The 26,842-nt window shown below is 33.1% G+C and carries 27 protein-coding genes and 1 pseudogene; 12 read left to right on the top strand and 16 right to left on the bottom strand.

Translation table 11 applies throughout. The annotated features are described in order from the left end of the window. The first annotated feature begins 78 nt into the window (after positions 1 to 78). The 4 genes from RH81_RS12370 to eno all read left to right on the top strand — a co-directional run bounded on the left by RH81_RS12370 (position 79) and on the right by eno (position 4,241). On the top strand, positions 79 to 1,071 hold the full coding sequence (locus RH81_RS12370; protein WP_033960784.1) for a DNA-directed RNA polymerase subunit alpha: 993 nt from the start codon (positions 79 to 81) through the stop codon (positions 1,069 to 1,071). Between the two features lie 61 nt (positions 1,072 to 1,132). Then, the gene (gene rplQ / locus RH81_RS12365; protein ID WP_033960782.1) at positions 1,133 to 1,603 is read left to right on the top strand and encodes a 50S ribosomal protein L17; all 471 of its coding nucleotides are present in this window, start codon (positions 1,133 to 1,135) and stop codon (positions 1,601 to 1,603) included. An 86-nt stretch (positions 1,604 to 1,689) separates the two neighbouring features. Beyond that, the gene (gene carA / locus RH81_RS12360) at positions 1,690 to 2,793 is read left to right on the top strand and encodes a glutamine-hydrolyzing carbamoyl-phosphate synthase small subunit (protein WP_033960780.1); all 1,104 of its coding nucleotides are present in this window, start codon (positions 1,690 to 1,692) and stop codon (positions 2,791 to 2,793) included. A 155-nt stretch (positions 2,794 to 2,948) separates the two neighbouring features. After that, the gene (gene eno / locus RH81_RS12355; RefSeq protein ID WP_033960778.1) at positions 2,949 to 4,241 is read left to right on the top strand and encodes a phosphopyruvate hydratase; all 1,293 of its coding nucleotides are present in this window, start codon (positions 2,949 to 2,951) and stop codon (positions 4,239 to 4,241) included. A 108-nt stretch (positions 4,242 to 4,349) separates the two neighbouring features. Here eno and RH81_RS12350 read toward each other — a convergent pair whose 3' ends face one another. Then, complete coding sequence (locus RH81_RS12350; RefSeq protein WP_161791989.1) at positions 4,350 to 5,123, bottom strand: DUF481 domain-containing protein; 774 nt, start codon at positions 5,121 to 5,123, stop codon at positions 4,350 to 4,352. Positions 5,124 to 5,310: 187 nt separating this feature from the next. Between RH81_RS12350 and RH81_RS12345 the strand changes: the two genes are divergently transcribed. Together RH81_RS12345 and RH81_RS12340 are read left to right on the top strand one after the other, a co-directional pair. Then, entirely contained in the window at positions 5,311 to 6,597 is a 1,287-nt protein-coding gene (locus tag RH81_RS12345; RefSeq protein WP_033960774.1) for a citrate synthase, read from the top strand. Positions 6,598 to 6,662: 65 nt separating this feature from the next. Continuing rightward, positions 6,663 to 7,574 carry a dimethylarginine dimethylaminohydrolase family protein gene (locus RH81_RS12340; protein ID WP_033960771.1) on the top strand — a complete coding sequence of 304 codons (912 nt, stop codon included), beginning with the start codon at positions 6,663 to 6,665 and terminating at the stop codon, positions 7,572 to 7,574. 8 nt (positions 7,575 to 7,582) lie between these two features. Here the strand turns inward: RH81_RS12340 and RH81_RS12335 are convergent, their stop codons facing one another. From RH81_RS12335 to rsfS, 9 genes are all read right to left on the bottom strand, one after another. Continuing rightward, positions 7,583 to 8,149, bottom strand: coding sequence for a hypothetical protein (locus tag RH81_RS12335; protein ID WP_033960769.1), 567 nt, complete (start codon positions 8,147 to 8,149; stop codon positions 7,583 to 7,585). Positions 8,150 to 8,183: 34 nt separating this feature from the next. After that, positions 8,184 to 9,263: an NADH:flavin oxidoreductase gene (locus RH81_RS12330; RefSeq protein WP_033960767.1), complete on the bottom strand. Its 1,080-nt coding sequence runs from the start codon at positions 9,261 to 9,263 to the stop codon at positions 8,184 to 8,186. Further along, complete coding sequence (locus RH81_RS12325) at positions 9,264 to 10,424, bottom strand: M28 family peptidase (RefSeq protein ID WP_033960765.1); 1,161 nt, start codon at positions 10,422 to 10,424, stop codon at positions 9,264 to 9,266. Positions 10,425 to 10,451: 27 nt separating this feature from the next. Continuing rightward, positions 10,452 to 10,718 carry an acyl-CoA-binding protein gene (locus RH81_RS12320; RefSeq protein ID WP_033960763.1) on the bottom strand — a complete coding sequence of 89 codons (267 nt, stop codon included), beginning with the start codon at positions 10,716 to 10,718 and terminating at the stop codon, positions 10,452 to 10,454. Next, a complete protein-coding gene (locus tag RH81_RS12315) occupies positions 10,715 to 11,368 on the bottom strand; it encodes a phosphatidylserine decarboxylase family protein (RefSeq protein WP_033960761.1) in 654 nt (217 codons plus the stop codon). The genes RH81_RS12320 and RH81_RS12315 overlap by 4 nt, the downstream gene beginning before the upstream one ends. Continuing rightward, positions 11,358 to 12,179, bottom strand: a complete 822-nt coding sequence (locus RH81_RS12310) for a phosphatidate cytidylyltransferase (protein WP_033960759.1) — start codon at positions 12,177 to 12,179, stop codon at positions 11,358 to 11,360. The genes RH81_RS12315 and RH81_RS12310 overlap by 11 nt, the downstream gene beginning before the upstream one ends. Further along, positions 12,180 to 12,785, bottom strand: a complete 606-nt coding sequence (locus tag RH81_RS12305) for an LUD domain-containing protein (protein WP_033960757.1) — start codon at positions 12,783 to 12,785, stop codon at positions 12,180 to 12,182. A gap of 107 nt (positions 12,786 to 12,892) precedes the next feature. Continuing rightward, on the bottom strand, positions 12,893 to 14,881 hold the full coding sequence (ftsH, locus tag RH81_RS12300; protein WP_033960755.1) for an ATP-dependent zinc metalloprotease FtsH: 1,989 nt from the start codon (positions 14,879 to 14,881) through the stop codon (positions 12,893 to 12,895). A gap of 30 nt (positions 14,882 to 14,911) precedes the next feature. Continuing rightward, entirely contained in the window at positions 14,912 to 15,283 is a 372-nt protein-coding gene (gene rsfS / locus RH81_RS12295) for a ribosome silencing factor (protein WP_033960754.1), read from the bottom strand. Positions 15,284 to 15,379: 96 nt separating this feature from the next. Between rsfS and RH81_RS12290 the strand changes: the two genes are divergently transcribed. After that, complete coding sequence (locus RH81_RS12290; protein WP_033960752.1) at positions 15,380 to 16,111, top strand: biotin--[acetyl-CoA-carboxylase] ligase; 732 nt, start codon at positions 15,380 to 15,382, stop codon at positions 16,109 to 16,111. Here the strand turns inward: RH81_RS12290 and RH81_RS12285 are convergent. Both RH81_RS12285 and pyrE read right to left on the bottom strand, forming a co-directional pair. After that, positions 16,108 to 16,503, bottom strand: a complete 396-nt coding sequence (locus RH81_RS12285) for an orotate phosphoribosyltransferase (RefSeq protein WP_033960750.1) — start codon at positions 16,501 to 16,503, stop codon at positions 16,108 to 16,110. The genes RH81_RS12290 and RH81_RS12285 overlap by 4 nt on opposite strands. A 36-nt stretch (positions 16,504 to 16,539) precedes the next feature. Beyond that, a complete protein-coding gene (pyrE, locus tag RH81_RS12280; RefSeq protein ID WP_033960748.1) occupies positions 16,540 to 17,184 on the bottom strand; it encodes an orotate phosphoribosyltransferase in 645 nt (214 codons plus the stop codon). Positions 17,185 to 17,308: 124 nt separating this feature from the next. Here pyrE and RH81_RS12275 point away from each other — a divergent pair, with 124 nt between their 5' ends. Together RH81_RS12275 and RH81_RS12270 are read left to right on the top strand one after the other, a co-directional pair. Next, positions 17,309 to 17,890 carry an NUDIX hydrolase gene (locus RH81_RS12275; protein WP_033960746.1) on the top strand — a complete coding sequence of 194 codons (582 nt, stop codon included), beginning with the start codon at positions 17,309 to 17,311 and terminating at the stop codon, positions 17,888 to 17,890. 120 nt (positions 17,891 to 18,010) lie between these two features. Continuing rightward, the gene (locus RH81_RS12270; RefSeq protein ID WP_033960744.1) at positions 18,011 to 18,451 is read left to right on the top strand and encodes a hypothetical protein; all 441 of its coding nucleotides are present in this window, start codon (positions 18,011 to 18,013) and stop codon (positions 18,449 to 18,451) included. Position 18,452: 1 nt separating this feature from the next. On the opposite strand, the gene RH81_RS12265 is transcribed toward RH81_RS12270, so the two are convergent. Beyond that, on the bottom strand, positions 18,453 to 20,198 hold the full coding sequence (locus tag RH81_RS12265; RefSeq protein ID WP_033960743.1) for a M14 family metallopeptidase: 1,746 nt from the start codon (positions 20,196 to 20,198) through the stop codon (positions 18,453 to 18,455). Positions 20,199 to 20,322: 124 nt separating this feature from the next. Here RH81_RS12265 and RH81_RS12260 point away from each other — a divergent pair, with 124 nt between their 5' ends. Together RH81_RS12260 and ctlX are read left to right on the top strand one after the other, a co-directional pair. Next, the gene (locus tag RH81_RS12260) at positions 20,323 to 20,712 is read left to right on the top strand and encodes a hypothetical protein (protein ID WP_033960742.1); all 390 of its coding nucleotides are present in this window, start codon (positions 20,323 to 20,325) and stop codon (positions 20,710 to 20,712) included. A gap of 48 nt (positions 20,713 to 20,760) precedes the next feature. Then, entirely contained in the window at positions 20,761 to 21,693 is a 933-nt protein-coding gene (ctlX, locus tag RH81_RS12255) for a citrulline utilization hydrolase CtlX (RefSeq protein ID WP_033960737.1), read from the top strand. Here the strand turns inward: ctlX and RH81_RS12250 are convergent. From RH81_RS12250 to RH81_RS16920, 3 genes and pseudogenes are all read right to left on the bottom strand, one after another. After that, positions 21,690 to 22,325 (bottom strand): chromophore lyase CpcT/CpeT, encoded by a 636-nt coding sequence (locus RH81_RS12250; RefSeq protein WP_033960735.1) that lies wholly within the window; start codon positions 22,323 to 22,325, stop codon positions 21,690 to 21,692. The two genes, ctlX and RH81_RS12250, sit on opposite strands and share 4 nt — an antisense overlap. A gap of 37 nt (positions 22,326 to 22,362) precedes the next feature. Beyond that, on the bottom strand, positions 22,363 to 24,423 hold the full coding sequence (locus RH81_RS12245) for a tetratricopeptide repeat-containing sensor histidine kinase (RefSeq protein WP_033960733.1): 2,061 nt from the start codon (positions 24,421 to 24,423) through the stop codon (positions 22,363 to 22,365). Positions 24,424 to 24,748: 325 nt separating this feature from the next. Continuing rightward, a pseudogene (locus RH81_RS16920) lies at positions 24,749 to 24,886 on the bottom strand (glycosyl hydrolase 53 family protein); the annotation flags it as partial. 173 nt (positions 24,887 to 25,059) lie between these two features. Here RH81_RS16920 and argS point away from each other — a divergent pair. Then, positions 25,060 to 26,841: an arginine--tRNA ligase gene (gene argS / locus RH81_RS12240; RefSeq protein WP_033961271.1), complete on the top strand. Its 1,782-nt coding sequence runs from the start codon at positions 25,060 to 25,062 to the stop codon at positions 26,839 to 26,841. The last annotated feature ends 1 nt before the right edge of the window (position 26,842 follow it).

Genomic DNA, 26,842 nt, shown 5'->3' with positions numbered 1-26,842 from the left:
CTATTTAGCCAAAGGATTTATTAGTGTTCTTCAAACTTATAAATCGCGCAACTAAATAACAATTAAAACGAAGAAAATATGGCAATATTAAATTTTCAAAAGCCGGATAAAGTAATCATGATTGATTCTACTGAGTTCGAAGGTAAGTTTGAATTCAGACCTTTAGAACCAGGATACGGTTTAACAGTAGGTAATGCACTTAGACGTGTGTTGTTATCTTCATTAGAAGGATTTGCAATTACTTCAATTAGAGTTGAAGGTGTAGATCACGAATTTTCTACAATTGCAGGTGTAGTTGAAGATGTTACAGAAATGATTTTGAACTTAAAGCAAGTTAACTTTAAGCGTCAAATTGACGAAGTAGATAACGAATCTGTTTCTATTTCTATTTCTGGTCAAGAGCAAATTACAGCTGGAGATTTCCAAAAGTTTATCTCTGGATTCCAAGTATTGAACAAAGACTTAGTGATTTGTAACTTAGATCCTAAAGTAAGCATCAATATGGAAATCACTATTGAAAAAGGTAGAGGATATGTTCCTGCTGAAGAAAATAAGAAAGCTTCTGCACCAATTGGAACAATCTTTACTGATTCAATATATACTCCAATTAAAAATGTAAAATATAGTATTGAAAACTGGCGTGTTGAACAAAAGACCGATTTCGAAAAATTAGTTTTCGAAATTGTTACTGATGGTTCAATTGCACCTAAAGATGCTTTAACTGAAGCAGCTAAAATATTAATTCACCACTTCATGTTATTCTCTGATGAGCGTATCACTCTTGAAGCTGATGAAATTGCACAAACTGAAACTTATGATGAAGAATCACTTCACATGAGACAACTATTGAAGACTAAATTAGTTGATATGGATCTTTCTGTACGTGCATTAAACTGTTTAAAAGCTGCAGAAGTAGATACTCTAGGAGACTTAGTGTCTTTCAATAAGAATGACTTAATGAAGTTCCGTAACTTTGGTAAGAAATCTTTAACTGAGCTTGAAGAGCTTGTAAATGTTAAAGGCCTTAACTTCGGAATGGATTTGGCAAAATATAAATTAGATAAAGATTAATACGTCATATTTTGCTCCTCAATACTGAGTTGTAGCAAGATGATGATTAAAACAAAATGTCATGAGACACGGAAAGAAATTTAACCATTTAGGAAGACAGACTGCTCATAGAAAAGCAATGTTAGCTAACATGGCGTGTTCGTTAATCGAACACAAACGTATCAACACAACTGTTGCTAAAGCAAAAGCTTTAAAACAATTTGTTGAGCCAATGATTACTAAGTCAAAAACGGATACGACTCACAACAGACGTATTGTTATGGCTAAACTAAGACAAAAGGATGTTGTCGCTGAATTATTCAGAGACGTTGCTCCTAAAATTGGTGATCGTCCAGGTGGTTATACAAGAATTATCAAATTAGGTAATAGACTTGGTGATAACGCTGATATGGCAATGATCGAGTTAGTAGATTATAATGAGATCTACAACGCTGGTAAGAAAGAAAAGAAAACTACTAGAAGAAGTAGAAGAGGAGCTTCAAATGCTGAAGCGGCTCCAGTACCACCAGTAGCAACTAACGAAGAAGAATAAATGTTAATAAGCATTTAATATATAAAGGATAATCTATTTTAGATTATCCTTTTTTTTATGCAATTTTGTAAAACTTTTCTATAAAAATGATATACTTAAAACGTAAAAAAGCCTTAATCTTACTCGCAGACGGAACGATTTTTCACGGAAAATCTATAGGTAAAGAAGGTACTGCCTTTGGTGAAGTTTGTTTCAATACTGGTACTACTGGATACCAAGAGATTTTCACTGATCCTTCATATTATGGTCAGCTTATGGTTACGACCAATGCACATATTGGTAACTACGGAACTAAAGCGGATGAAGTAGAATCTGATTCTATCAAAATTGCTGGATTGATTTGTAAAAACTTTAGTTTTCACTATTCACGTCCTTCAGGAGATCAGTCTTTAGAAGAATTTCTTAATGACAATAATCTTTTAGCTATTTCAGATGTAGATACGCGAGCATTAGTAAGTCATATTAGAGATCATGGTGCAATGAATGCTGTAATATCTACAGATGTTGATAATGTTGAAGGCTTGAAGAAACAACTAGCTGAAGTGCCAAGCATGGAAGGTCTAGAATTGGCTTCACAAGTATCAACTAAAGAACCTTATTGTTATGGTGATGAAAATGCTACATATAAAGTAGCAGCTTTAGATATTGGGATTAAAAAGAACATACTGCGTAATCTAGCGAAACGTGATGCTTATATTAAAGTGTTTCCATACAATTCAAAGTTTGAAGATTTAGAAGCTTTTAAGCCTGATGGATATTTCTTATCTAATGGACCTGGAGATCCACAACCTTTAGTGGAAGCTCAAGCAGTTGCTAAAGAAATTATCAAAAGAGATTTACCATTATTCGGAATCTGTTTAGGACATCAGGTAATTGCCTTAGCTAATGGGATTTCAACTTATAAGATGCATAATGGACATAGAGGGATAAATCATCCTGTGAAAAATTTGGTTACGACTAAAGGGGAAATCACATCTCAAAATCATGGTTTCGCGATCAATAGAGAAGAGACTGAAGCTAATCCTGATATTGAAATCACACATGTGCATTTAAATGATCATACTGTAGCTGGAATTAAAATGAAAAACAAAAATTGCTTCTCAGTACAATATCATCCAGAAGCAAGCCCTGGACCAAATGATTCAACCTATTTGTTTGATGAGTTTATTCAGAATATAAAAAATAATTAATATCAAAAAAGCAACGATTGTAAAGATTCGTTGCTTTTTTAATTTTACGAAAACATTGTAGTTGAGATATAATGTAATTCTGCAATGTCAGATGGGTTTTAGGCCAACTATTTCGTAAATTTGTAATACATTTTTAACATAAAAATCAAAAGAAAATGAGCATTATAATTAATATTCATGCAAGACAAATTTTAGATTCAAGAGGTAACCCAACTGTTGAAGTTGATGTCGTTACTGAAAATGGAGTGATGGGAAGAGCAGCAGTGCCTTCTGGTGCTTCTACTGGAGAACATGAAGCTGTTGAGCTTCGTGATGGTGGAGATGCTTATATGGGAAAAGGAGTTTCTAAAGCTGTAAATAATGTAAATTCAATAATCTCTCAAGAATTATTGGGAGAGTCTGTTTTTGATCAAAATAGAATCGATCAGTTAATGATAGATTTAGACGGAACACCTAACAAATCAAAACTAGGAGCTAACGCTATTTTGGGTGTCTCTTTAGCTGCTGCAAAAGCTGCTGCTAGCGAATTAGGAATGCCTTTATATAGATATGTTGGTGGCGTTTCAGCAAATACTTTACCAGTACCAATGATGAATATTATCAATGGAGGTTCTCACAGTGATGCACCAATTGCATTTCAAGAGTTTATGGTAATGCCAGTAAAAGCAAAAAATTTCACCCACGCTATGCAAATGGGAACTGAAATTTTCCATAACCTTAAAAAAGTATTACACGATAGAGGTTTAAGTACAGCTGTTGGTGATGAAGGTGGTTTTGCACCAAACTTAGAAGGAGGAACAGAAGATGCTTTAGAAACGATTTCTAAAGCGGTTTCAAATGCAGGATACAAATTAGGTGATGATGTTATGATTGCTTTAGATTGTGCTGCCGCAGAATTCTATAAAGATGGAAAGTACGACTACACAATTTTTGAAGGTGATTCAGGAGTTTTAAGAACAAGTAAAGAACAGGCTGATTATTTAGCTGAGTTGTCTCGTAAGTATCCAATTCTTTCTATTGAAGATGGAATGGATGAAAACGATTGGGATGGTTGGAAATATCTAACTGAACAAATTGGTGATAAAGTACAATTGGTTGGTGATGATTTATTCGTAACTAATGTAGAACGTTTATCTCGAGGTATACAAAACGGAATCGCAAATTCTATTTTAATTAAAGTGAATCAGATTGGTACATTAACTGAAACAATTTCAGCAGTAAATATGGCACACAATGCAGGTTATACGTCTGTAATGTCTCATCGTTCTGGTGAAACTGAAGATAACACGATTGCGGATTTAGCTGTGGCTTTAAATACCGGTCAGATTAAAACTGGTTCGGCTTCTCGTAGTGATCGTATGGCTAAATACAACCAATTATTACGTATTGAGGAAGAATTACAAGAAGTGGCTTACTTTCCGCAAATGAATGCGTTTAAAGTGAAGTAAAACTTTTTAAATAGATAAGCTCAAAACCTATACGTTGATTCGTGTAGGTTTTTTGTTTTTTAAAGAAAACGTAAAATATCATTTTTAGTAAATCAAATCTAAAGGTGCTTAAAAACTATACAACAATCCATTCATTAATCGATATTGAGTCTTTGGAATGTCATTGGTTACTGGAAAAGCATCAAAATTGTAATTAAAAGTTGTAGAAAAATAGAGGTCGTCAAAGATTTTAAATGATACGGAAGTTTCATTAGCAATTCTGTAATCATTAAACGATTCCAATAACGGTTGATAATAGGTTGTGCTTATAACAGAAACCTGATCATTAGGATATAAACTAAATGAAAAATAGGTGGTTCCTCTATAATCTCTTTGGATTCTGTCGGCTATTACATTTGTCGATTTCTCATATTCATACATTATCAAAGAGCCTAAATAAAAACGATAATCATCATTTTTGCTTAACTTAAATCTTGGGCCTATACCTGCTAAACCTCTAAAAGCGATAAGTGAAACCGCATCATATTGACCTTGTACAAAGACTTCTAATTTAACCCTTTCTGTGAGTTTGTAATTATACCTTAAATGTTGAGTCCCTCTATTAATAAAAGAGTTGCCTTCAATTTTTTGAAAACTAAAATCATTAAGAAACAGTAAAATAGATTTGCCGCTTTTGTATTGAATATGTGCTCTACTGCTTATACCAAAAATAGAGTTTACATTTTTTATTAAATGAATATTTAAACTTACAGAGCCATTCCATTTTGTTGAATCAGAAGGTTTTCTGAGAGATTCAGCGTTAATGATTTGGGCAAAATTTACAGATGTTGTTAAGACAAACAATAACAAGATATAAGCGCTTAGAGGGGTTTTTAAATTCATAGGAGTTAATTTACTAATTATAATTTGTATTTGATAAAAATTATGACAATTAGCCATAAAATAAGGATATGGCCTTAATCGATTTTCTAAATATCATAATTGTTAAAAGCATTATAAATAGACTTTATAAATCATTAGATATTTCGTAAATTTACAAGACTTAAAAAAATATAAAAAACATCAACAAATGTCAGATAAAGCTACGTTAGAAATTAATGGTGAAAAGTATGAATTTCCAATAGTTGTAGGTTCAGAAAATGAAGTTGCTATAGATATAAAAGCCTTAAGAGGATCTACAGGAGGCGTGATTACTATTGACCCAGGATATAAGAATACGGGAAGTTGTGAGAGTGCAATTACTTTTTTAGATGGTGAAAAAGGAATCTTAAGATATAGAGGATACTCAATTGAAGAATTAGCTGAAAAAGCCGATTTCTTAGAAGTAGCATATTTGTTAATCTTTGGAGAGTTACCAACTCAAGAAGAGCTTGATCAATTTCATACAGATATCAAAAAACACGCTGTTGTTGATGATGATATCAAGAAAATATTAGATGCATTCCCGAAATCTGCACATCCAATGGGAGTTTTAGCATCGCTAACTAGTGCATTAACCGCTTTTAATCCAACATCTGTAAATGTAGATTCTGATGAGGAAATGTACAATGCAATTGTTAGAATTTTAGGTAAGTTTCCAATTCTTGTAGCTTGGACTATGCGTAAAAAACATGGTATGCCATTAGATTATGGAAGTACGTCTTTAGGATATGTTGAGAATATTTTACATATGATGTTCAAACGTCCTGATGAAGAATACACTCAGAATCCAATATTAGTAAATGCTTTAGATAAATTATTAATTCTTCACGCAGATCATGAGCAAAACTGTTCTACGTCTACTGTAAGAATTACAGGATCGTCTCATGCTGGATTATTCGTTTCATTATCGGCTGGAATCTCTGCACTTTGGGGACCACTACATGGTGGAGCAAATCAAGCAGTTTTAGAAATGCTTGAAGCGATTAAAGAAGATGGAGGAGACACGAAGAAATATATGTCAAAAGCAAAAGATAAAGAGGATCCTTTCCGTTTAATGGGCTTCGGACATAGAGTATATAAAAACTTTGACCCAAGAGCAAAAATCATTAAAGTTGCTGCTGATGATGTATTATCAGATTTAGGTGTTCAAGATCCTATTCTTGATATCGCTAAAGGTTTAGAAAAAGAAGCCTTAGAAGATCCATATTTTGTGGATAGAAAGTTATATCCAAATGTTGATTTCTATTCTGGAATCATTTACAGAGGAATGGGGATTCCAACAGAAATGTTCACAGTAATGTTTGCATTAGGACGTTTACCTGGTTGGATTTCTCAATGGAAAGAAATGCGTACACGTAAAGAACCAATTGGTCGTCCACGTCAGTTATATACTGGTGAAACGTACAGACCATTTAAAGATATTACAAACAGATAATCCTTTAATAAAAGGTTTAAAAAGCTTCATAAGAAATTATGGAGCTTTTTTTATATTTGCAACATATGAAACTACACATACAAAACGAAACATCACGACTTAGAGCTGTCATTCTAGGTACTGCCGAAAGTAATGGTCCAACACCAACTGTTGAAGAAGCATACGATCCAAAATCTGTGCAACATATTATAGCAGGAACTTATCCAATGGAAGCTGATATGATTAAAGAAATGGAAGCCGTTGCTAACGTTTTGAAAAAGTATGATGTAAAAGTGTATCGACCAGAAATCATTAAAGATTACAATCAGATTTTTGCTAGAGATATTTCGTTTGTGATAGATGATAAAATCATAATTGCGAATATTCTTCCAGATCGCAAACGTGAAGTCGAAGCTACAGAATATGTTTGGGAAACGGTTGCTAAAGAAAACCGAATTGTTTTACCAGACGAATGTCATGTAGAAGGAGGAGACGTCATGCCTTGGAACGATTTTATTTTTATTGGCACTTATTCTGGTGACGATTATGCCGATTATATTACAGCTCGAACCAATATGGATGCTGTGATTGCTTTGCAAGAGTTGTTCCCTCATAAAACGGTTAAGTCGTTTGAGTTACGTAAATCGAATACAGATCCAAAAGAAAACGCCTTGCATTTAGATTGCTGTTTTCAACCGATTGGTAAAGACAAAGCGATTCTACATAGAAACGGATTTCTAGTTGAAAGTGAATACCAATGGTTAGTTGGTTTCTTCGGGAAAGAAAACGTTTTTGAAATCACGAAAGACGAGATGTATAGAATGAATAGTAATATCTTTTCTATTTCAGAAGAGGTAATTATTTCTGAAGGTAATTTTACCAGATTAAACACTTGGCTTCGTGAACAAGGGTTTACTGTAGAAGAAGTTTCTTATTCCGAAATTGCCAAACAAGAAGGTTTACTACGTTGCTCTACCATGCCTTTGATAAGGGATTAGGTAGGTTTTTAATCTGTTGTTCCCCAAGGAGCTTCGGGAATTTTAATAGGTTTCGTTAAATCAAAACGCACAGAAAACAATCGTTCGGTTCCAAGACGACGAAGGTTATAAGTGATACTTGTCTCATCTATGGTAAACCACCAAACATTAGAAGACGCTTCTGGTATAATCTGCGATGTGTGAACATCAGCAGGAAATATTTGTCGGTCAGCTAAGCCATGATTTGGGCTTATGCCTCCATATTGAGTTAACTCATCTTCTGTTCCATCAGGTTTGCGATGGTCATGCTTGAGGCTAATTATATTATCAGCATTCAATTGCAAGACCCAAGTTCGGGATTTGTTTTCACCTACAAAAAACGGAATTCTAATATCATTTGTATCGCACGAACGTACGTGCATAACTAATTTTTCACCTGTAAATCCATCACCTGGTTTTGCACCAGCGATAATCTCACCTTCGTAAGCTTTCCCGCAATGTGTTTGCAGTTGTGTCCAGAATTTTTCTGAATTTGTTTGTTCTTGCGCAATAATGTGTAGTGGTAATACTAGTAAAAAACAGAGTAGTGCTTTCATTTTTATATAATTTATATCCTTATAAAGGAAGTTTTTATTCTGCTACAAAATCTGGCCAGCGTTTCATATACGTTACAAATTTGTCACTTAAGCCTTCGTTGTGTAAGTAGTCTTTTGTAACAGGAGTAGGAGTAGGTTCAAAATTTGGGTTAGCTATAACTTGTTTAGGGAAATCATGATGTAAAATTCCAGAGCGACCAATAGAAACAAAATCTACTTTGGCATCTAGAATCTTCTGTACATCGTTTCCAGAGTTAATCTTACCAGCAACTGTCAATTTAATGTTCTTGTAGTCTAAACTCGTAAAATGTTCTAATAAGGTTTGATCTTGGTATGCTTCTTCTTCAGGCATTTTAAAACAATCCCAAAGTGAGACATCTAAAAAGTCTATTTGCCCTTCGTCAATAAAACGTTGACAAATGGTTTTTACCTCTTGTAATTGCATTCCAAAACGCTCAGGAGATAAGCGAACGCCTAATAAAAATTTTGGTCCGCAAGCTTGTCGAATACCATTTGTGATTTCAAAAAGTAATCTGGCTCTGTTTTCTAAACATCCTCCATAATCGTCAGTACGTGAGTTAATGTCTGAGCTTAAAAATTGCGTTAATATATAACCATGAGCACCATGTACTTCAACGCCATCATAACCGCTTTTCTGTGCTCTTATAGCTGCAGTAATAAAATCGACTTTGAGTTGTTGTACTTCAGCAAGTGATAAACCACGAGTCTTATATTTCTCAATATTTGATGCAGACACACATTGTCCTTCTATGATGTCTTCTGGTGAACGCATGCCAGCATGATGTAATTGCACAACAGCCAAGCTTCCTTGTGCTTTAATACCAGCTGCGAGTCGTTTGTGACCTTCAATATGTATATCTGAGAAAATACCTAATTGTCCTGGAAAACCTTTGCCAACAGCTTGCACATGCGAAGCGCAAGTCATGGTCAAACCAAAACCGCCTTTGGCTCGCATTGTTAACCAATTATATTCATCGTCTGATAATGTACCGTCCACATGACTTTGGCAATTGGTCATTGGTGCCAACATAAAACGATTGGACATTGTTGCACCACAAGAAAAGGTTAGGGGATTATCTGCTGATTGCGACATCTATTCTACGATAAGACGTTTAATAAAACGTTTGTTATTCATTTTGAATACTGCAATGTATTGCGCTGAAGAAAGCATGTCTATCGAAATAGTTTGTGTTTGTTCTGTTAGTGTGCTTTTATATACATTTTTACCTAGCATGTCTATCAATTTAAAATCGACAGGCTGCTCTAAAGGTTTCGTAAATGCAATATTTAAGAAACTATCTGAAGGGTTAGGTGTAATTCGAATTGAGTTATTTAAGTCGCTTGCTTCTTCAGTGCTTAATGTTTCATAAGCCATAGCAAACTCTAAAGCAGCTCCAATAGAACCTTTAGTGACTTGATATAAATATGGCACATCCATGTTCACTAACAAGTCATTTGCTGTATGCGCATAAGGTGTTTCGTTCTTTTCAAACAAACCTGTAATAATTTCACCATTGTTTTCAAAAGGAATATAATCAGATGCGTAGGCATAAGAAATTTCAGTGTTCAAAGTGGAATACAATTCGATAAGCGTAGCTAAATCATTCGTGAATTCATTAGAAGCCGCATTGTTTGATGCAGGAGTAGTTTGATCACGTTCGCAAACAACTGTATCGTTATTTGTTCCAGCAAGACCACCAACTTCATCAATATTAAATACCAATCTAATATCTAAGTCCTCAGGAATAACAGTATTATTCACATAAAAATTACTGCCAATTAATCCGTCTTCTTCACCAGAAAAGTGAATGAACTTGATAGAGTATTCAGTATTTATATTTTTTAATAAACGTGCCAATTCCATAATTAAAACAGTTCCAGAACCATTATCGTTTGTTCCTGTACCATTGATAGTATCGTAATGTCCATCAATAATTAAAAAGGTGTTTGGATACACTGTTCCTGTTTTGGTAATAATAATATTATTGCTTGTTCCTGCTGAATAGCTAAAAGGCTGCAATACGATATCTGTATAACCTAAACTTTGATAACGTGATGTAATCCAGTTTTCAGCATCAGTAAGTTTCGTAGAACCTACGTTTTTAACTCCGAAACCTTCAAAAGTCGTCAGGTCATTTAAAATGTTGGTTTGAGATGTGTTTTCAACAATCGTTGAATAAAACGAATTAAACGTTTGTGCATAGATCGAAAAAGAAGCAAATGCTAATAAATAGGTTAAGACTAATTTTTTCATGGGATGACGGTTTGGGTAATTTGGTACTTATTCTCTGTATAAGAAGTAATTATCAACTAAATCAATATACACTTGTTTGGCTTCATCTTCAGTAACATCTTTAACTTGAAACAGTGCATTGGTTTTAAAAGCATTAATTATAGGTTTGCTACTACTTGGTCTGCCATAATTATTTGTGGCCTTTTTGTAGTACGCATATAGACGTAGCAAGAAATCTGCAGGAAAAGGTTCCGTATGCGCATTGATGCGGTCTACAGCTTCTCTAAACGTTATGTCTAATTCCTCTGAATTCATACTTTTTCGGCAATAATACTTTCGCCTCCTTTTACTTTTTGGTTAAGTTCTACTTTAATATCTGCATCTAAAGGTAAAAATAAATCTACCCGACTTCCAAATTTAATAAAACCAGAATCACCACCTTGTAAAGCTTGGTCTTCTACCTTAGCGTAATTGACAATACGTTTAGCTAAAGCACCAGCAACTTGTCGGTATAAAATTTGTCCGAAGTTCTTATTTTCAACAACAACCGTTGTACGTTCGTTTTCTTCACTGGCTTTAGGATGCCAAGCAACTAAATACTTTCCAGGATGATATTTACTGTAACTTACTTTTCCGCTAATAGGATAACGTGTAACATGTACATTAATTGGTGACATAAACACAGACACCTGAATACGCTTATCGTTAAAGAATTCTTTTTCAAAGACTTCTTCAATTACAACCACTTTGCCATCAACTGGAGATACAGCAGTATGGTCTTCTAGTTTGGTATGACGTTTCGGATTTCTGAAAAATTGTAAGATTAGAATCAGAAATACTAATAGAGTTATAGATAGCAATAGCCTAAGCCATTCGATATCAATAAACCAGTCTATAGCCAAAACTGAAGCGATTATCACAACTAGTGTGATGACTATAATTTTATAACCTTCTTTATGAAACATACGTTACGAGTCTTAAAAATAAAAATATGAATGGTGCAGCAAAGATAATACTATCTAAGCGATCTAGTAAACCACCATGTCCTGGCATTATCGCTCCACTGTCTTTAACATCAGCTTGACGTTTGAATTTTGATTCTATTAAATCACCAATAGTGCCAAAAACACTTACAATAATAGCTAATATAAGCCAGCTTGTAAAACTTAATGTCTCTGTATATTCAGCAATAAAATAACTAGCAATGCATGAAAAGAATAAACCACCTAGAAAACCTTCAACCGTTTTCTTAGGAGATACACTAGGAAAAAGTTTTTGCTTTCCGAAGTTTTTACCAACTAGAAATGCAAATGTATCGTTAATCCAAACCAGAATAAACGATCCTAATAATAGAAGAGGTGTGAAGGTTTGTTCGAAATTTGCAATAGATATTAAAAACACAAAACCACTAGATAAATAAAAGGTCGTTATGATAAATCGTTTCGATTCAAATAATGGGATGGTCTTTTCTGAAAATAAATCTTTTATTAAAATAAGTAGAACAAATATGGTAATTACCAATAATATCTGACAGGCTTCATCATGACCTTTAGCGGCATTGGATATGGTTTCCCAATAAGCAAAACCTAAATACAATACTGTGAAAATGGGATAAGGTAAAAAGCTTTTAAGGTTGATGAGCTTTTTAAACTCTGCCATACATATGAGTCCGAAAACAAAAAAGAGACCAATAAGCGCATGTTGCCAATAAAGAGAAGCAATAAGAAGGGAAACATATAATAGTCCAGAGAGTGCTCTTGTAAGAATTTCTTTCATCTATAAATCTTCTAGGAGCAGCAAATATAGGTTTTTTGAGCTACTGCCATACGTAAGGAAGTCTTTGTCTTCAATAGCCTTAAAGTGTTTAATAGTGGTAATATTAGTAGGGATTCTATCTTTATTTTTTCCTTTGATACCTCTTAAGCCTTCACCAATATTTTGAACAAACTGACTTGTAGTCGCATAAATAATGAAATTTGCTGGGAGTTCTTTTAGTTTCTTTTCTGCAATTTGGTTTGAAGAAATTAAAAGTGAGCCATCATCTGAAATTAGGTATTCGCAAGTAGATAAAAAGTAGGTGCATTCAGACACCTTTTTAGAAGTTTTAAATTTGAAGTCCTTGAACATTTCATCTAAACGCTCATCAATAACTAGAACATTTTCGTCTTCCCAATTATTCTCCTTTAAAATGTTGTTGAGGCTATTATTGACTTCTCGCATGTCTTCACAATACAAAAACTTACCACCATTTGCTTTAAAATTGATTGTGAATTGTTCATCAATAGGCAGCTTTACTTCAGGCATATACTTGCCTCTCTCTTCGCTTTTTATGTGGTCTTCTGGTGTGTCTTTTAAACCGAAGATTTTACGAAATAGACTCATTTAAGGAATTGTGCTATTAACCTAGTTATATTATAGTAAGTATCAAATATAAAAAAACTTAAATTAATGATAAGTTAATTTAAGTTTTTTATAGGATTTTAAAGGATTTACTCCTCTTCTGATTCCGATTCTTGAGTATCTTCTGTAACGATACTTTCTTTTCGTTCTACAAGTTCTCGCTTTAGAAAAGGACGTTTTCCAAAGATAACTTCAAGATTATCTTTAAAGATGACTTCTTTTTCAAGGAGTACTTCTGCCAATTGTGTTAATTTATCTTTATGTTTTTCTAATAAAGTAATAGCGCGTTGGTATTGCTTTTCTATAATATCTGAAATCTCTTTATCAATTAACTCAGCAGTACGTTCACTGTAAGGTTTTGTAAACCCATACTCAGATTGTCCAGAAGAATCATAATAGGTTAAGTTACCAACTTTTTCACTCAAACCGTAGATTGTTACCATCGCTCTAGCTTGTTTAGTTACCTTTTCAAGATCACTTAAAGCACCAGTTGAGATTTGATTAAAAATTACTTTTTCAGCAGCTCTACCACCAAGTGCAGCACACATTTCGTCTAGCATTTGCTCAGGACGAACAATAAGTCGCTCTTCGGGTAAATACCAAGCAGCTCCTAAAGATTGTCCACGAGGAACAATAGTTACTTTTACTAAAGGCGCAGCATGCTCAAGCATCCAACTCACAGTTGCGTGACCAGCTTCATGGTATGCAACCGCTTTTTTCTCTTCAACAGTGATGATTTTATTTTTCTTTTCAAGACCACCAACAATTCTGTCAACAGCATCTAAGAAATCTTGTTTACCAACAGCCTTTTTACCACCACGAGCTGCAATAAGAGCGGCTTCGTTACAAACGTTAGCAATATCTGCTCCAGAGAAACCTGGTGTTTGCTTAGCAAGGAAATCGACATCTAGTTTTTCAGATTGTTTTATTGGTCTTAAGTGTACTTCAAAAATTTCTTTACGTTCTCTTACATCTGGTAAATCCACAAAAATTTGTCTGTCGAAACGACCAGCACGCATTAAGGCTTTATCCAGAACATCTGCTCTGTTGGTTGCAGCTAGAACAATAACATTAGTATTAGTTCCAAAACCATCCATTTCTGTAAGCAATTGGTTAAGCGTGTTTTCACGTTCATCATTAGAACCTGAGAAGTTATTTTTTCCACGAGCTCTACCAATAGCATCTATCTCATCAATAAAGATTATAGCTGGCGACTTTTCTTTAGCTTGTTTGAATAAATCACGAACTCTTGAAGCTCCAACTCCAACAAACATTTCTACGAAATCTGAACCAGATAATGAGAAGAAAGGTACTTGAGCTTCTCCAGCGACGGCCTTAGCTAATAAAGTTTTACCAGTCCCTGGCTGACCAATTAACAATGCTCCTTTTGGTATTTTACCACCAAGTGAAGTATATTTTTCAGGATTTTTAAGGAAGTCTACAATTTCTTGTACTTCTTCTTTTGCACCCTCAAGACCAGCAACATCTTTAAATGATGTTTTTACATCTGTTTTTTCATCAAATAGCTTTGCTTTAGATTTTCCAATGTTGAAAATCTGTCCACCTGCTCCTCCTCCAGAACCTCCAGACATACGTCTCATGATAAAGATCCAAACACCAATAATTAAAATGAATGGGAGTAAAGAGAATATAAAGTTGCCCCAATGATTTTCTTCAGTTTTAAAAGACACAGGAACATTTAGACTGCTATTACTGTCTTTAATATTTTTTAATTCTTGTTGAAATAACTCTAATTCACCAAACTCAAATGTGTAATTTGGTTGAGGTGTTACCGAAGGTAATAAGTTACTCGGTTTTGATTTTTTATGAACTTCTTGCTCTTGAGCCTCCTTAGTTAAATAAACACGAGCTTCTCGCCCATTAACTATTACAAGTTTAGCAACATCACCTTTATCAAAGTATTCGAAAAACTCAGAAGGGATTATTTGTTTTGTAGTCGAACCACCAAATCCACCAGAAAATAATTGAATACCTAAAAAAGCAGCAATTATAATTCCGTAAATCCAATACGGATTTATTTTTGGTTTCTTATTTATGTTTTTATTGTCTTTTGCCATTATATAAATGCCACGAAGTGGCTAATTTTGTTAGTAACTAGTTTCTATAACTGTCGTCTTTGCATCTCCCCAAAGGCTTTCAATGTCGTAGTAAGATCTTATGTGCTTTTGAAATACATGCACAACCACATTAACATAATCCATTAATACCCATTCAGCATTATCAACACCTTCAACGTGCCAAGGGTTATCTTTAAGTTCTTTACTTACTTTTTTCTGTATGGAATTTACTATGGCGTTTACTTGAGTATTCGAAGTACCTTCACATATGATGAAATAATCACAAACTGTATTCTCAATTTCTCTTAAATCAAGAATTGTAATCTCTTTTCCTTTTACATCTTCAATACCAGCAATTACTGTTGCAATTAGTTCGTCTGGACTCGTATTTTTTTTCGCCATTAAATTGATTTAATTTTGTGCAAAGTTATTATTTTTTTTACTCTTATTAAGTTTTAATACTGATAAGAAATTCTTAAATTTTTTTAACACAATACTATGCGTATAATCAAACTTAATGCCATTGACTCTACTAACTCTTTTTTACGACAGCTTAGTGCTGAAGAATCCGTTGAAGATTTCACAGTAGTTGTAGCCGATAACCAAACTAATGGTCGTGGGCAAATGGGTACGCAATGGCAATCTCAAAACGCTAAAAACCTTATGTTTAGTGTCTTTAAAGAGATGTCTGGTTTGAGTGCAGAGTCCCATTTTTACTTAAGTATGGCTGTGTCTCTTGCTGTTTTTGATGCCTTAAAGGCGTTTCAAATTAAGACACTAAAAATTAAATGGCCTAACGACATTTTGTCAGAACAGCAAAAACTATGTGGTATTTTAATTGAAAATGTCATTAAACAGAATCAATTACAGTCATCAATTATTGGAATTGGCATCAATGTAAACCAAACAATATTCAATGATTTGCCTAATGCAACGTCAATGCAATTGATATCTGGAAAGCATTTTGATCGTGATCAAGTGCTTCAAGAAGTGTTAAAACAGTTAAAGAAGTATTTTTCAATCTTAGAATCTAAATCATATGGAGATTTAAAGTTAGCTTATGAAAATAACTTATTCAGAAAAGATAAACCATCCACGTTTAAGGACAAGGAAGGTACTCTATTCTCCGGATTTATTAGAGGCGTAGATGATTCTGGTCATCTCAAGGTGTTGATTGAAGATGATATTGTGAAATCGTTTGAACTTAAAGATGTGCAATTACTTTTTTAAACCGCTTTTGGAATATTGGTAGCCAAGGTTTCAATAAATTTAGTGATTGGCCCTTTTATCATCATGGCCATCATGGCATTAAATTCTCCTTCAAAAGCTAATTGAGTTTCACTTGAGTTTTCGTCAATAGCAGTTATATCTGCAGTAAGTGAGAAATCTAATTTACCTCCAGCTGCACCCAAAACAATTTTGCTAGGTGAAATGGCTTCCTTCTTTTTGAGTATAATTTCTGGCATTCCTTTTAAGGCAAACAAAAATTTGTCGTCGTCAAGAACTTCAAATTTGCTAATGTTTTCAGGCATTAACTTTTCGAAATTTTTCACATCAGATAAAAAATCAAAAGTTTCTTTAGCCGATTTATTTATAGTTGTTTTTGGTGATTCTAAATTCATTCTTTTAAATATTTGTATTAATTATTAAGTATGTATTCAAAATCCGTTCCATTCACTCGGATTGGCATTCCAAAGTGCTAAAATGTCCTGTTCTTTTGAAGTAATATATTTTGTGTCTAGTGCTTGTTCTAATAAGTTTTCATAGTTACTTAGCGTATACAACTCGACATTTGCTTTCTCAAAATTATCGCTTGCTACTTCAAAACCGTATGAAAATATAGCAACCATGCCTTTGACATTCACCTTGGCTTCTTCTAGAGCTTTAACAGCGTTTAGGCTACTTTTTCCTGTGCTAATTAAATCCTCAACAACTACAACATTTTGCCCACTCTCTATAAACCCTTCAATTTGGTTTTGACGACCATGAGACTTTGCTTCTGGTCTAACATAAACGAATGGTAGTCCTAGTTCTTCCGCAACCAAGATGCCAATTCCAATAGCACCTGTAGCAACGCCAGCAATAACATCGATATTACCATATTTTTCTTCAATTTGTTTAGCCATTGTGGTACGAATGTAATTTCTAATCTTAGGAAAAGAGAGTACAATTCTATTGTCACAATAAATAGGAGACTTCCAGCCTGAAGCCCATGTGAAGGGATTATTAGGTTGCAATTTTATAGCATTTACCTGTAGTAAAACTTCGGCAGTTTGTTTTGCGGTTTTTTTGTCAAAAATCATAGCGCAAAATTACATAATTTAAACCTAATTTGATTTTAAACTTAATATAAAATTAATATTAAAATGGAGCATAGTAGTATAAAAAATTATATTTTTACTTTCCAAATACTATACGAGCAAACTAATGTACCGCGTTTTTGTAAATGATAAACCTATAATTCTAACTACCCAAGTTAGTCCTGAACGTAATTTTAAAAATTACCTACTGTCTACCGTAAATATAGGTAAGGTAGTAAGAGAATTAAATTCAACGTCTTTGAAAGAAATTCGTCTTATTGGAAGAACAAACGAAGGTCTAATCAATAAGTTCTTAAAAACACTTCCTAATGTTATTGCTGGAGGAGGAAAAGTCATTAATGACAAAGGAGAAGTCCTTTTTATCTACAGAAATGATAAATGGGATTTACCAAAGGGAAAAGCTGAACATAAAGAAACTATTGAAGAAACTGCTTTAAGAGAAGTGGAAGAAGAAACTGGTGTTTCTGGCTTGTCGATTACAAAACCTATTGATATAACATATCATATCTTCAAACGTAATGGCAAGCACAAAATTAAAATTACGTATTGGTTTGAAATGAAAACGTCTTATAAAGGATCATTGTCTCCTCAGGAAAATGAAGGGATCACTAAAGTTGCATGGCTAAATGAAGAAGAATCTATAAAAGCTCTAGAGAATAGTTATGCTAATATTAAAATATTAGTTTAATTCAGGATTAATTTTTTTCAACGCCGTTTTTAGATTTTTTTTTCAAATAAAACCCTATGGGTTAGTTTTTTTATGAATTATTAATGCTAATTTTAGTTAGTAATTTATAAATCACAATACATGAGAAAATTTACATTCCTAATTATAGTTTTTCTTATTGTTTCATTTAATTCAAGTTTTGCTCAAACAGGACTTCCAACACAGGAGGCTGCAATGGTTGGGGAAATAGCACCAGCAGATTTTAAAAATTATGAAGGAACAGTTCTTGTCATGCCTGCATTTAAAGCTAGAGGTACTAAAAAATGGCTGACAAAACAATTTGATAAAAACTACGGAAAGCCGTTTTATATTGCAGATGTTTCTGACGTTACAACAGGATATGGTGATGACAAATATCCTATAGAGACTTATAAATATATGATATTTATTCAGAGTTCTAAAAGTTTTTCTGGAAACACAGAATATTCATTCCAACTTGTAGATAGAAGTACAAATACAGTATATTATCATCCTTCTTCAGGAAATATGGTAAAGAAATATTTGAAAAAACTAATGAAATAAGTTATTTGAATAAGCGATACACTGGATATTGTAAATGCGCTTTTTCATAATGTTCACTTTGTTTATGCAGCCAATCTAATTGCGCATACCAATTGTTTGCAAATTCCTGGTCGTTTGTCTTTTTTATATTGAATTCTTTATTGAGTTCAGGATTCTGTTCTAAAATTAATTTTGCTTTATCTTCCCATACATAAGGAGAGAAACCTTCCTTTTGCTGTAGAATAGTGTCAAAGAAGTTCCAAATAAAAAATGAATCTGGCGCTTGTGGTTCTAGAGTTTCAATCAGATACCTAAATGCATTTTGGTTTGTCAACACCAAATAGTCTCCTTTTGTGAAAGTAACTTCTTCCTCAGTATGATCTAACTCCACATTGTAGTGTTGGTAATGACCTTCATAAGCTTGTTTTCTGGTGTCGTAGCTTATTATTTTATAAGATTTCACGATGAGTGTTGTATCATTTTTAAACGGAGTCATCTCTACAGCATTCAACTTTAATAAATCAATAACAGTCCACCAATTTTTCGGAATCACATAAGCTTTTGGAACATCAACTTCTAAAGTAGATTTCATATAATTACTATACCTTATTTCTTTAGTAAATGGTTTAGTTGAATCGTATTTTAAACGTTGTGAATCTGTTACATCACTATCAATCATATTACCTTCAAAACCTTTAAACTGAAGTGTAGTTGTTTGTGTGGTGTCAATAGACCATTGTATTGGATATGTTGAATTTTTTTGTAATTCTTGAACTGCATTTGCTCTTAAATTTGAAATTTCATCGCCTTCAGATTCTGTGATTTCAATCATGCTTTTCATGAGTTCATAGGTGCCTTCAACACGTTGCTTATACGGTTTTAGCATATGAGTCTCAACCATCATTCCTAAAGTGTTCCAGAGTGTTGTGTAGCCAGTTGAGTACCTCGGAGAATCCATAAACTGACTGAATCCTTTTTCAGGAGTTCTGTTGAATACATTCACATATGGAGTGATGTCCCAATTCTTATCTTGTAATTTTTGCTCGAGTTGAGGCATCATTTTAGTATGTAAAAAATCACCTAGACTACCACCTAATTTATCATGCTGTGTAAATAAATGTGTTAAAGTATATTGGTAGTCAGCTCCATTGCTTACATGGTTGTCAATAAAGACATCTGGTTTTACTAAATGAAAAATTTCAGCAAAAGTTCTTGCGTTTTTTGTGTCACTCTTAATAAAGTCTCTGTTAAGATCAAAATTGCGAGCATTTCCTCTAAATCCATATGATTTAGGCCCATTTTGATTAGTTCTTGTAGTTGAATTTCGATTTAGACTTCCACCTACATTATAAATAGGAATGGTGACTAGCACTGTTTGTTTAGGGAGATTGATTTTACCTTGTACGATATCTCTAAATAAAAGCATTGTAGCATCAATTCCATCAGATTCTCCAGGGTGAATACCATTGTTAATTAGCAAAATTCGTTTGCCGTTTTTTCTTATGGCTTCAAAATTAAATTCATTGTTAGAATTAAGAGTTACAATGTGTAAAGGTTTGCCAGAATCAGTTTCACCAATGGCTTGAATAGAAATTTCAGGATAAGTTTCAGCTAAATCTGAATAGAAACCTATAGTTTGTTCGTAGGTTGCTGTTTCTGTACCGTTTGAAGTTTCGAAAACAGTTGTGAAGTTATCGGTTTGCTGTTTTTTTTTCGAAGAACAAGAAACTAAAATTAAAACGAGAAAGAGAAGGGCTAATTTATTCATTTGTCATTAGATAGTGAAGATGATTTTTTAATTGTTAACATTCTTGTTTATTTCTTTAGCAAAATTGATGAAAAACAATTCAAAGTTAATCTAAATTTGATTATCCCTTTAAACTAATAACTAAATGAAAACTTTTCTCTTACCCTTCGGAAAGATTATTCTTCTTGAATCTAATATCGCAGAAATTATAATAAATGATGCTGTCGTTCTTGACGAGTCTATGGTCATCAAATATCGTAACATTATGCAAGCTCAATTAAAGACGCCATATTCATTATTAATTAATAAAGAAAATGGTTATTCATACACATTTGATGCCCAATTGATTATGGGTCAATTAAATGATGATGTTGCGTTTCGAGCAGTTGTTGTCTATAGTCAGAGTGCCGAAATGGCAACTCAAATAGTCATGAATATTAATAAAAACAACAATTGGAATATAAAAATATTTCGTGAGCGAAAACTTGCCATCGAATGGTTACTTCAAAATCAAAATAATAAAAGTGCAATGTGATTTTCTACATTAAAATTAATTAATTTTGCACTACTCTATTTATAAGCAATGTCACAGACCACAAATACGATTTTAATGATTCGTCCTATAAACTTTAGGATGAACGAACAAACATCTATCAATAACTATTTTCAGGAAGATATTGATATTAAAAATGCTGAAATTAACACAAAAGCGCAAGCAGAATTTGATGCTTTTGTTGAAAAGTTGAGAGCTGTTGGTGTGAATGTTATTGTTGAGGATGATGATAAATTAATGGATACTCCTGATTCTATTTTCCCCAATAATTGGGTGAGTTTTCATTCAAATGGAGATATTGGTTTGTATCCTATGTTTGCTGAAAATAGAAGACAAGAACGTCGAGACGAAGTCTTTTTACGATTGGAGCAAGAAGGTTTTAGAATTGAAAATATAATTGATTACACCAACGCCGAAGAAGAAGGCGTGTTTTTAGAAGGCACTGGAAGCTTACTTCTTGATAGAGTAAATCATAAAGCATATTGTGCCTTATCGGCACGAGCAGATGAGGAATTATTCATTGAGTTTTGCGAAGATTTTGAATACACACCAGTTGTCTTTACAGCTAACCAAACTGTTGAAGGAAAACGTTTAGCGATATATCATACGAATGTAATGATGTGTTTAGCCGAAAAATTTGCTGTGATTTGCCTGGATAGTATTGATGATAAAAAGGAACGTAAAAATGTAATTAAGCACCTCATACAAGACGGTAAAGCAATTATTGAGATTTCTGAGGCACAGATGCATCAGTTCGCAGGAAACATGTTACAGGTAAAAGGACATCTAAACCAACGCTATTTGGTAATGAGTAAAGCAGCTCATGATAGTTTAACTCAAAAGCAAGTAGCCACTATAGAAAAATTCTGTCCAATTATATCGAGTTCTCTTGAAACTATAGAAACTTGTGGTGGTGGTAGTGCACGATGTATGATGGCAGAAGTGTTTTTGCCTAAAATTTAATCGAGTCTATTAAAAATATAACCCCCTTTTTCGGCTCCCCAAATATGTTCGTCTTTATCGTCAAAACCTCGATCCCAAGAGATGATTTTGTCTGATAAAATTTCTACTTCACTTGTTGCATATGATGCGCCATATAATGTGCTTTCACAAGTCTTTTCTCCTGTTTCGCCTTTATAATAATCAGATTTGATTCTTGTAAGGACTACTTCACAACCTTCTTTTTTAGTCACTTGATCCATAGTTAGTGAGTCAAAAGCCTCAGGAGTTTTCCATTTCCCAATCCATAATGAATCATGCTCTATAGAATAGATGGCAGAACTAAAAACACTATCATTTAATTGTGTTACTTCGTAAACACGTTGTCTGTAAGGTTTGTTTTGTCTTGCGTTTAGTGCTTGTTCTACATATAAAAAATTACCCTTTTCTTCCCAAATTGGATACATATGAAGTGAGATATTGAAATAAGTAGTATCTATTTCAGATTGTATTTCAGAATTAAAAGAACCTTGCATCATAACAAATAAATCATCTAGACCATTTATTTCAGCTTTACTGATTTCAGGTTTTGTTTCAGCATTTTTACAGTTAAACATAGATGCTAGAATAGCAAGAGAGAGGATAAGGTGTTTCATTTTAAATTGCTTTTGACGAATATACAGATAAAAGCAATTACTCTGTAGGCTTATTTTTAGGGAGTTCAACATAGAACTTTGTACCAACGTTAGGTGTGCTTTCAACCCAAATACGACCATTATTAAGTTCTACCAATTCTTTACAAATACTTAGTCCGAGACCTGTTCCTTTTTCGTTGTTCGTTCCTCTAGTTGTAAAGGTTCCATTTTGGAACAGTTTATCGACATTTTCACGTGAGATACCAACACCTGTATCTTCAACGCAAATTAGAGTTTTTCCATTGTGATCATTATTAGATACTGTAATCACATCTCCAACACGTGTAAATTTTACAGCATTTGTAATTAAGTTTTGAATAACGATTTCTATCATACTCTTATCTGCATAGATAAAGTCTCTATGAGATTCATCAATTAGTACAATACGTTTTTGCTCTACTTTTTGTTCGACAAGTGCCATCTTATTTTGGAATACATCTTGTATATTGAATAGCTCAGCTTTTGGTTCAAGATTTTGCATTTGAGACTTAGACCAGTTTAAAAGATTGTACAATAATGACGAAGCACTATCTGCATTTTCACTTAGTTCTGGCACCAAATTATAAAACTCTTCACGCGATATACTATCTTCTTTTAAAAGGTCAATAAACGCTTTAATAGATGATATAGAATCTTTCAAGTCATGAGAAACTATTGAGAATAAACGATCTTTTACTTTGTTAATGTCTTCTAAGTTTTTGGTTTGCTCAGAAAAAACTTCGTTTTGTAAAACTATTTGTTCGTTTTTCGCTTGTAATTCTCTATTGAATCTTAAAGTACTTTGACGTTTTAAATAAATGAGAAGTAAAATTGTAGACACAATTAAAAAGGCAGCAATCAAAACATATGATATCGCTTTTAATCGTTTAACTTCTTCTTCACTTTTAAGATCTGATTTTTGTTTTGCAATAGAATTAAATTCGTTGTCATTAATTGCTTCAACAACTTCACTTTTAATTACGTTAGTGTTTACTGGAATTTTAGGTTGTTTCGCGTTGTCTAATTCTGTTTTTAAATCGTAGAATTTACTTTGCCAGAAAAAAGCATTTTGAAATTTACCATTAGTCGAATCCAGCTCCTTACGTAATCTGTAATTTTTTAGAAGTTCAGGTTTGTTGTTTATTCTAGAAGCGATCGAGTATGCCTCATTTAGTTGAATTTCAGCGAGCTTTACTTTTCTTTGTAGCATGTTAAGCTCTCCAATTGCATTTAAAGTTCTTAAAATACCATCTTCATTATTAGTGCTTCTATTAAATTTCAATCCTTCAATTAGATATTCGGCAGCTTTGTCATAGTCTTTAAACTGTAAATATTCGCTACCAATTCTTGGGAGAACTTCTCCTCTAAGGGCTTGATCTTCTTTTGGGTTTAAAAGCTTTAATACTTTCTCGTAATATTCAATAGCTCGTCTATGTTCTTTTCTGTCTGAATATAAGGATGCAATATTTTTGGTAGAGTTTTTAATTCCAGAACTGTCCTTAAGTTGTTCTCTTACATTTAAAGCTTTGATATTAAATTCTAAAGCTTTGTCTACCTGATGCGTATTATAGTATGCTTCAGCTAAATTATTATATGCCGAACTCAGTTCATCAAGTAGATTCCTAGTTTCAAATGTTTGGATAGCAGATAATGAGTTTTCAAGTCCAACGCTATAGTTACCACGTTTAATTTCAATGAGTCCAATACTATTATTTACTTTGGCAATTCCTAAGGTGTCACCTAATTGTCTGTAGTATTTTCGTGATTTATTGTAACCATCTATGGCATTGTAATAATCATCTTTTTTAGAATAGATTAAAGCTTTGTAGTAATTTACATCAGCAATACCTTTAGTATGATTTAAGAATTTTGAAAGTCTTTCAGTTTGGTCAATATACAAAAGCGCCTTTTTAAAGTTCTTACTTTTATACAATGCTTTAATCAAATATAACGACGTATCTACTTTAGACGAGTCTTGTTTTTGATAAGCTAATTGTATGGTAAGACTATCGATCTCATTTGTTTGGGAGAAACAAAAAAGCGAAGAACATAAAACAGCTAATGTGATTAACTGCTTCATAGCGTTGTATTAAAAGTTACCGAGTTATTTAAACACTTTTTGGCCCTGAGGGAAAGGGTAAACAAGTTTAAAAAAGTCAAGGGCAACCTCAATAATGATTGAATATTAAGTTTCATCAATGTTTGGGACTCTTGATTAATAGCTTTCCAAAAATGGATAAAAGGGTTCTAAAATGCTAATTTTCGGGTTTTAATACCTAAAAACTAGATAAAGTGGTCTTTAGATTTTATGAAAAAATCGACGAATAGATGAACGGCAAAAAACATAGAAAAACTACACTTTGGTCGACGAAATGCATGTTTTAAGTTAAAATATTGATTATCAGCTAATTACTTTTGTAAACGTCAAAAAGAGGCAATGCATTACCATTAAAATCAAACATACATTGATTTTCCCACGAGCTTCCTGATGTAGAGGTGTTTTCATTACCTGGAAACGCGATCCAATCTGGTGCCCAATAGCAAAAACACGTATTCCTATAGGGTTATCTTCATGTGATTCTTCAGAAAGAATCACACCTTGATGTTTTGTTTCCTTATATAAGGTGTCAATTTTATCATCATCAATTAAAACTAGTCATATTCATAAAAAAATAATAAAAAACCTATCTTTGCAGACTTATAAATAATGACTAAAATGAATCTTCAGGATACACTTTCAAAGCATGTGAAAAAGGCTATAAATTCAATTTATAGCGCTGAATTAGAATCGGTTGAATTTCAAGCAACTCGTAAGGAGTTTGCAGGAGATATTACTGTTGTAGTGTTTCCAATGTTGAGAGTGGTTAAAGGGAACCCAGTTCAAATTGGAGAGCAATTAGGGAATTATTTGGTTGAAAATGTTTCAGAAGTTAAAGCCTTTAATGTTGTAAAAGGGTTTCTAAATATTGAAATTGATGAATCATATTACGTCAATTTCTTCAATGCAATTAAAGACAAACAAGACTTCGGATTTGTATCTCCAAATGCTTCTGAAAAAGCAGTGATGGTAGAATATTCCTCACCAAATACTAATAAACCATTACACTTAGGTCATATTAGAAATAACTTATTAGGTTATAGTGTTTCTGAAATTTTAAAGGCTTCAGGAAAGAAAGTATACAAGACTCAAATTATTAATGATAGAGGTATTCATATTTGTAAGAGTATGTTGGCTTGGAAACGATTCGGAAATGAAGAAACTCCAGAGTCTACTGGATTAAAAGGTGATAAGCTTGTTGGAAATTACTACGTGAAGTTTGACCAAGAGTATAAAAAAGAAATACAACAGTTAATTTCAGAAGGACAGACTGAAGATGACGCTAAGAAAAATGCACCACTATTATTGGAAGCCCAACAAATGCTTCAAAAATGGGAAGCTGGTGATGATGATGTTGTGTCGCTTTGGAAAGAAATGAACAGTTGGGTATATGCTGGTTTTGGTGAAACCTATAAAAACTTAGGTGTTGATTTTGATAAACTCTATTACGAAAGTGAAACCTATTTATTAGGTAAAGAATTTGTAGCAGAAGGTTTAAAAACTGACGTATTTTTTCAAAAAGAAGATGGTTCTGTTTGGTGCGATTTAACCGAAGATGGTTTGGATGAGAAAATCGTCTTGCGTAGTGATGGTACTGCAGTTTATATGACTCAAGATATTGGAACAGCAATTCAACGTGTGAAAGATTTTCCAGATGTTGGAGGCATGGTATATACCGTTGGAAATGAGCAAGAGTATCATTTTCAGGTATTATTCCTAATCATTAAAAAATTAGGTTTTGATTGGGCTAAAAACTTGTTTCATTTAAGCTACGGAATGGTAGACTTACCTTCAGGAAAAATGAAGAGTAGAGAAGGAACTGTTGTTGATGCTGATGATTTAATTGTTGAAATGACTCAAACTGCTGAAGAGATTTCAGAAGAGTTAGGGAAATTAGATGGTTATTCTACTGAAGAAAAACAAGTGCTTTATAAAACCATTGGATTAGGCGCTTTAAAGTATTATATTTTAAAGGTCGATCCAAAAAAACGAATCTTATTCGATCCTAAAGATTCTATTGATTTTCAAGGAAACACAGGGCCTTTCATTCAGTATACGTATGCAAGAATTCAATCTATTTTGAGAAAGTCAGCTTTAGAAAATAATTCAACGAATTTTACAGGATTAACGTTACATCCTAAAGAAAAGGAGTTAATCAAACAGTTAGAATTATTTCCTGAAGTGATTCAGAATGCAGCAGCACATCACAGTCCTGCACTAATTGCAAATTATACATATGATTTGGTTAAAGAGTTCAATTCATTTTATCAAAATGTATCTATTCTAGGAGCAGATAACGACAATGAAAAAGGATTTAGAGTACAATTATCTCAAACAGTTGCAAACGTCATTAAAAACACATTTGGTTTGTTAGGAGTTGAGGTTCCTGAACGTATGTAAT

Origin of the sequence: Psychroserpens jangbogonensis (genome assembly GCF_000797465.1) — a bacterium.
GTDB classification, from domain to species: Bacteria; Bacteroidota; Bacteroidia; order Flavobacteriales; family Flavobacteriaceae; genus Psychroserpens; species Psychroserpens jangbogonensis.
This window is presented reverse-complemented; position numbering and strand designations above follow the sequence as displayed.

Excerpts from the sequence above, each read along its gene's own strand:
- RH81_RS12370 (WP_033960784.1), top strand. The coding sequence starts at position 79 with ATGGCAATATTAAATTTTCAAAAGCCGGATAAAGTAATCATGATTGAT.
- rplQ (WP_033960782.1), top strand. The coding sequence starts at position 1,133 with ATGAGACACGGAAAGAAATTTAACCATTTAGGAAGACAGACTGCTCAT.
- carA (WP_033960780.1), top strand. The coding sequence starts at position 1,690 with ATGATATACTTAAAACGTAAAAAAGCCTTAATCTTACTCGCAGACGGA.
- eno (WP_033960778.1), top strand. The coding sequence starts at position 2,949 with ATGAGCATTATAATTAATATTCATGCAAGACAAATTTTAGATTCAAGA.
- RH81_RS12350 (WP_161791989.1), bottom strand. The coding sequence starts at position 5,123 with ATGAATTTAAAAACCCCTCTAAGCGCTTATATCTTGTTATTGTTTGTC.
- RH81_RS12345 (WP_033960774.1), top strand. The coding sequence starts at position 5,311 with ATGTCAGATAAAGCTACGTTAGAAATTAATGGTGAAAAGTATGAATTT.
- RH81_RS12340 (WP_033960771.1), top strand. The coding sequence starts at position 6,663 with ATGAAACTACACATACAAAACGAAACATCACGACTTAGAGCTGTCATT.
- RH81_RS12335 (WP_033960769.1), bottom strand. The coding sequence starts at position 8,149 with ATGAAAGCACTACTCTGTTTTTTACTAGTATTACCACTACACATTATT.
- RH81_RS12330 (WP_033960767.1), bottom strand. The coding sequence starts at position 9,263 with ATGTCGCAATCAGCAGATAATCCCCTAACCTTTTCTTGTGGTGCAACA.
- RH81_RS12325 (WP_033960765.1), bottom strand. The coding sequence starts at position 10,424 with ATGAAAAAATTAGTCTTAACCTATTTATTAGCATTTGCTTCTTTTTCG.
- RH81_RS12320 (WP_033960763.1), bottom strand. The coding sequence starts at position 10,718 with ATGAATTCAGAGGAATTAGACATAACGTTTAGAGAAGCTGTAGACCGC.
- RH81_RS12315 (WP_033960761.1), bottom strand. The coding sequence starts at position 11,368 with ATGTTTCATAAAGAAGGTTATAAAATTATAGTCATCACACTAGTTGTG.
- RH81_RS12310 (WP_033960759.1), bottom strand. The coding sequence starts at position 12,179 with ATGAAAGAAATTCTTACAAGAGCACTCTCTGGACTATTATATGTTTCC.
- RH81_RS12305 (WP_033960757.1), bottom strand. The coding sequence starts at position 12,785 with ATGAGTCTATTTCGTAAAATCTTCGGTTTAAAAGACACACCAGAAGAC.
- ftsH (WP_033960755.1), bottom strand. The coding sequence starts at position 14,881 with ATGGCAAAAGACAATAAAAACATAAATAAGAAACCAAAAATAAATCCG.
- rsfS (WP_033960754.1), bottom strand. The coding sequence starts at position 15,283 with ATGGCGAAAAAAAATACGAGTCCAGACGAACTAATTGCAACAGTAATT.
- RH81_RS12290 (WP_033960752.1), top strand. The coding sequence starts at position 15,380 with ATGCGTATAATCAAACTTAATGCCATTGACTCTACTAACTCTTTTTTA.
- RH81_RS12285 (WP_033960750.1), bottom strand. The coding sequence starts at position 16,503 with ATGAATTTAGAATCACCAAAAACAACTATAAATAAATCGGCTAAAGAA.
- pyrE (WP_033960748.1), bottom strand. The coding sequence starts at position 17,184 with ATGATTTTTGACAAAAAAACCGCAAAACAAACTGCCGAAGTTTTACTA.
- RH81_RS12275 (WP_033960746.1), top strand. The coding sequence starts at position 17,309 with ATGTACCGCGTTTTTGTAAATGATAAACCTATAATTCTAACTACCCAA.
- RH81_RS12270 (WP_033960744.1), top strand. The coding sequence starts at position 18,011 with ATGAGAAAATTTACATTCCTAATTATAGTTTTTCTTATTGTTTCATTT.
- RH81_RS12265 (WP_033960743.1), bottom strand. The coding sequence starts at position 20,198 with ATGAATAAATTAGCCCTTCTCTTTCTCGTTTTAATTTTAGTTTCTTGT.
- RH81_RS12260 (WP_033960742.1), top strand. The coding sequence starts at position 20,323 with ATGAAAACTTTTCTCTTACCCTTCGGAAAGATTATTCTTCTTGAATCT.
- ctlX (WP_033960737.1), top strand. The coding sequence starts at position 20,761 with ATGTCACAGACCACAAATACGATTTTAATGATTCGTCCTATAAACTTT.
- RH81_RS12250 (WP_033960735.1), bottom strand. The coding sequence starts at position 22,325 with ATGAAACACCTTATCCTCTCTCTTGCTATTCTAGCATCTATGTTTAAC.
- RH81_RS12245 (WP_033960733.1), bottom strand. The coding sequence starts at position 24,423 with ATGAAGCAGTTAATCACATTAGCTGTTTTATGTTCTTCGCTTTTTTGT.
- argS (WP_033961271.1), top strand. The coding sequence starts at position 25,060 with ATGAATCTTCAGGATACACTTTCAAAGCATGTGAAAAAGGCTATAAAT.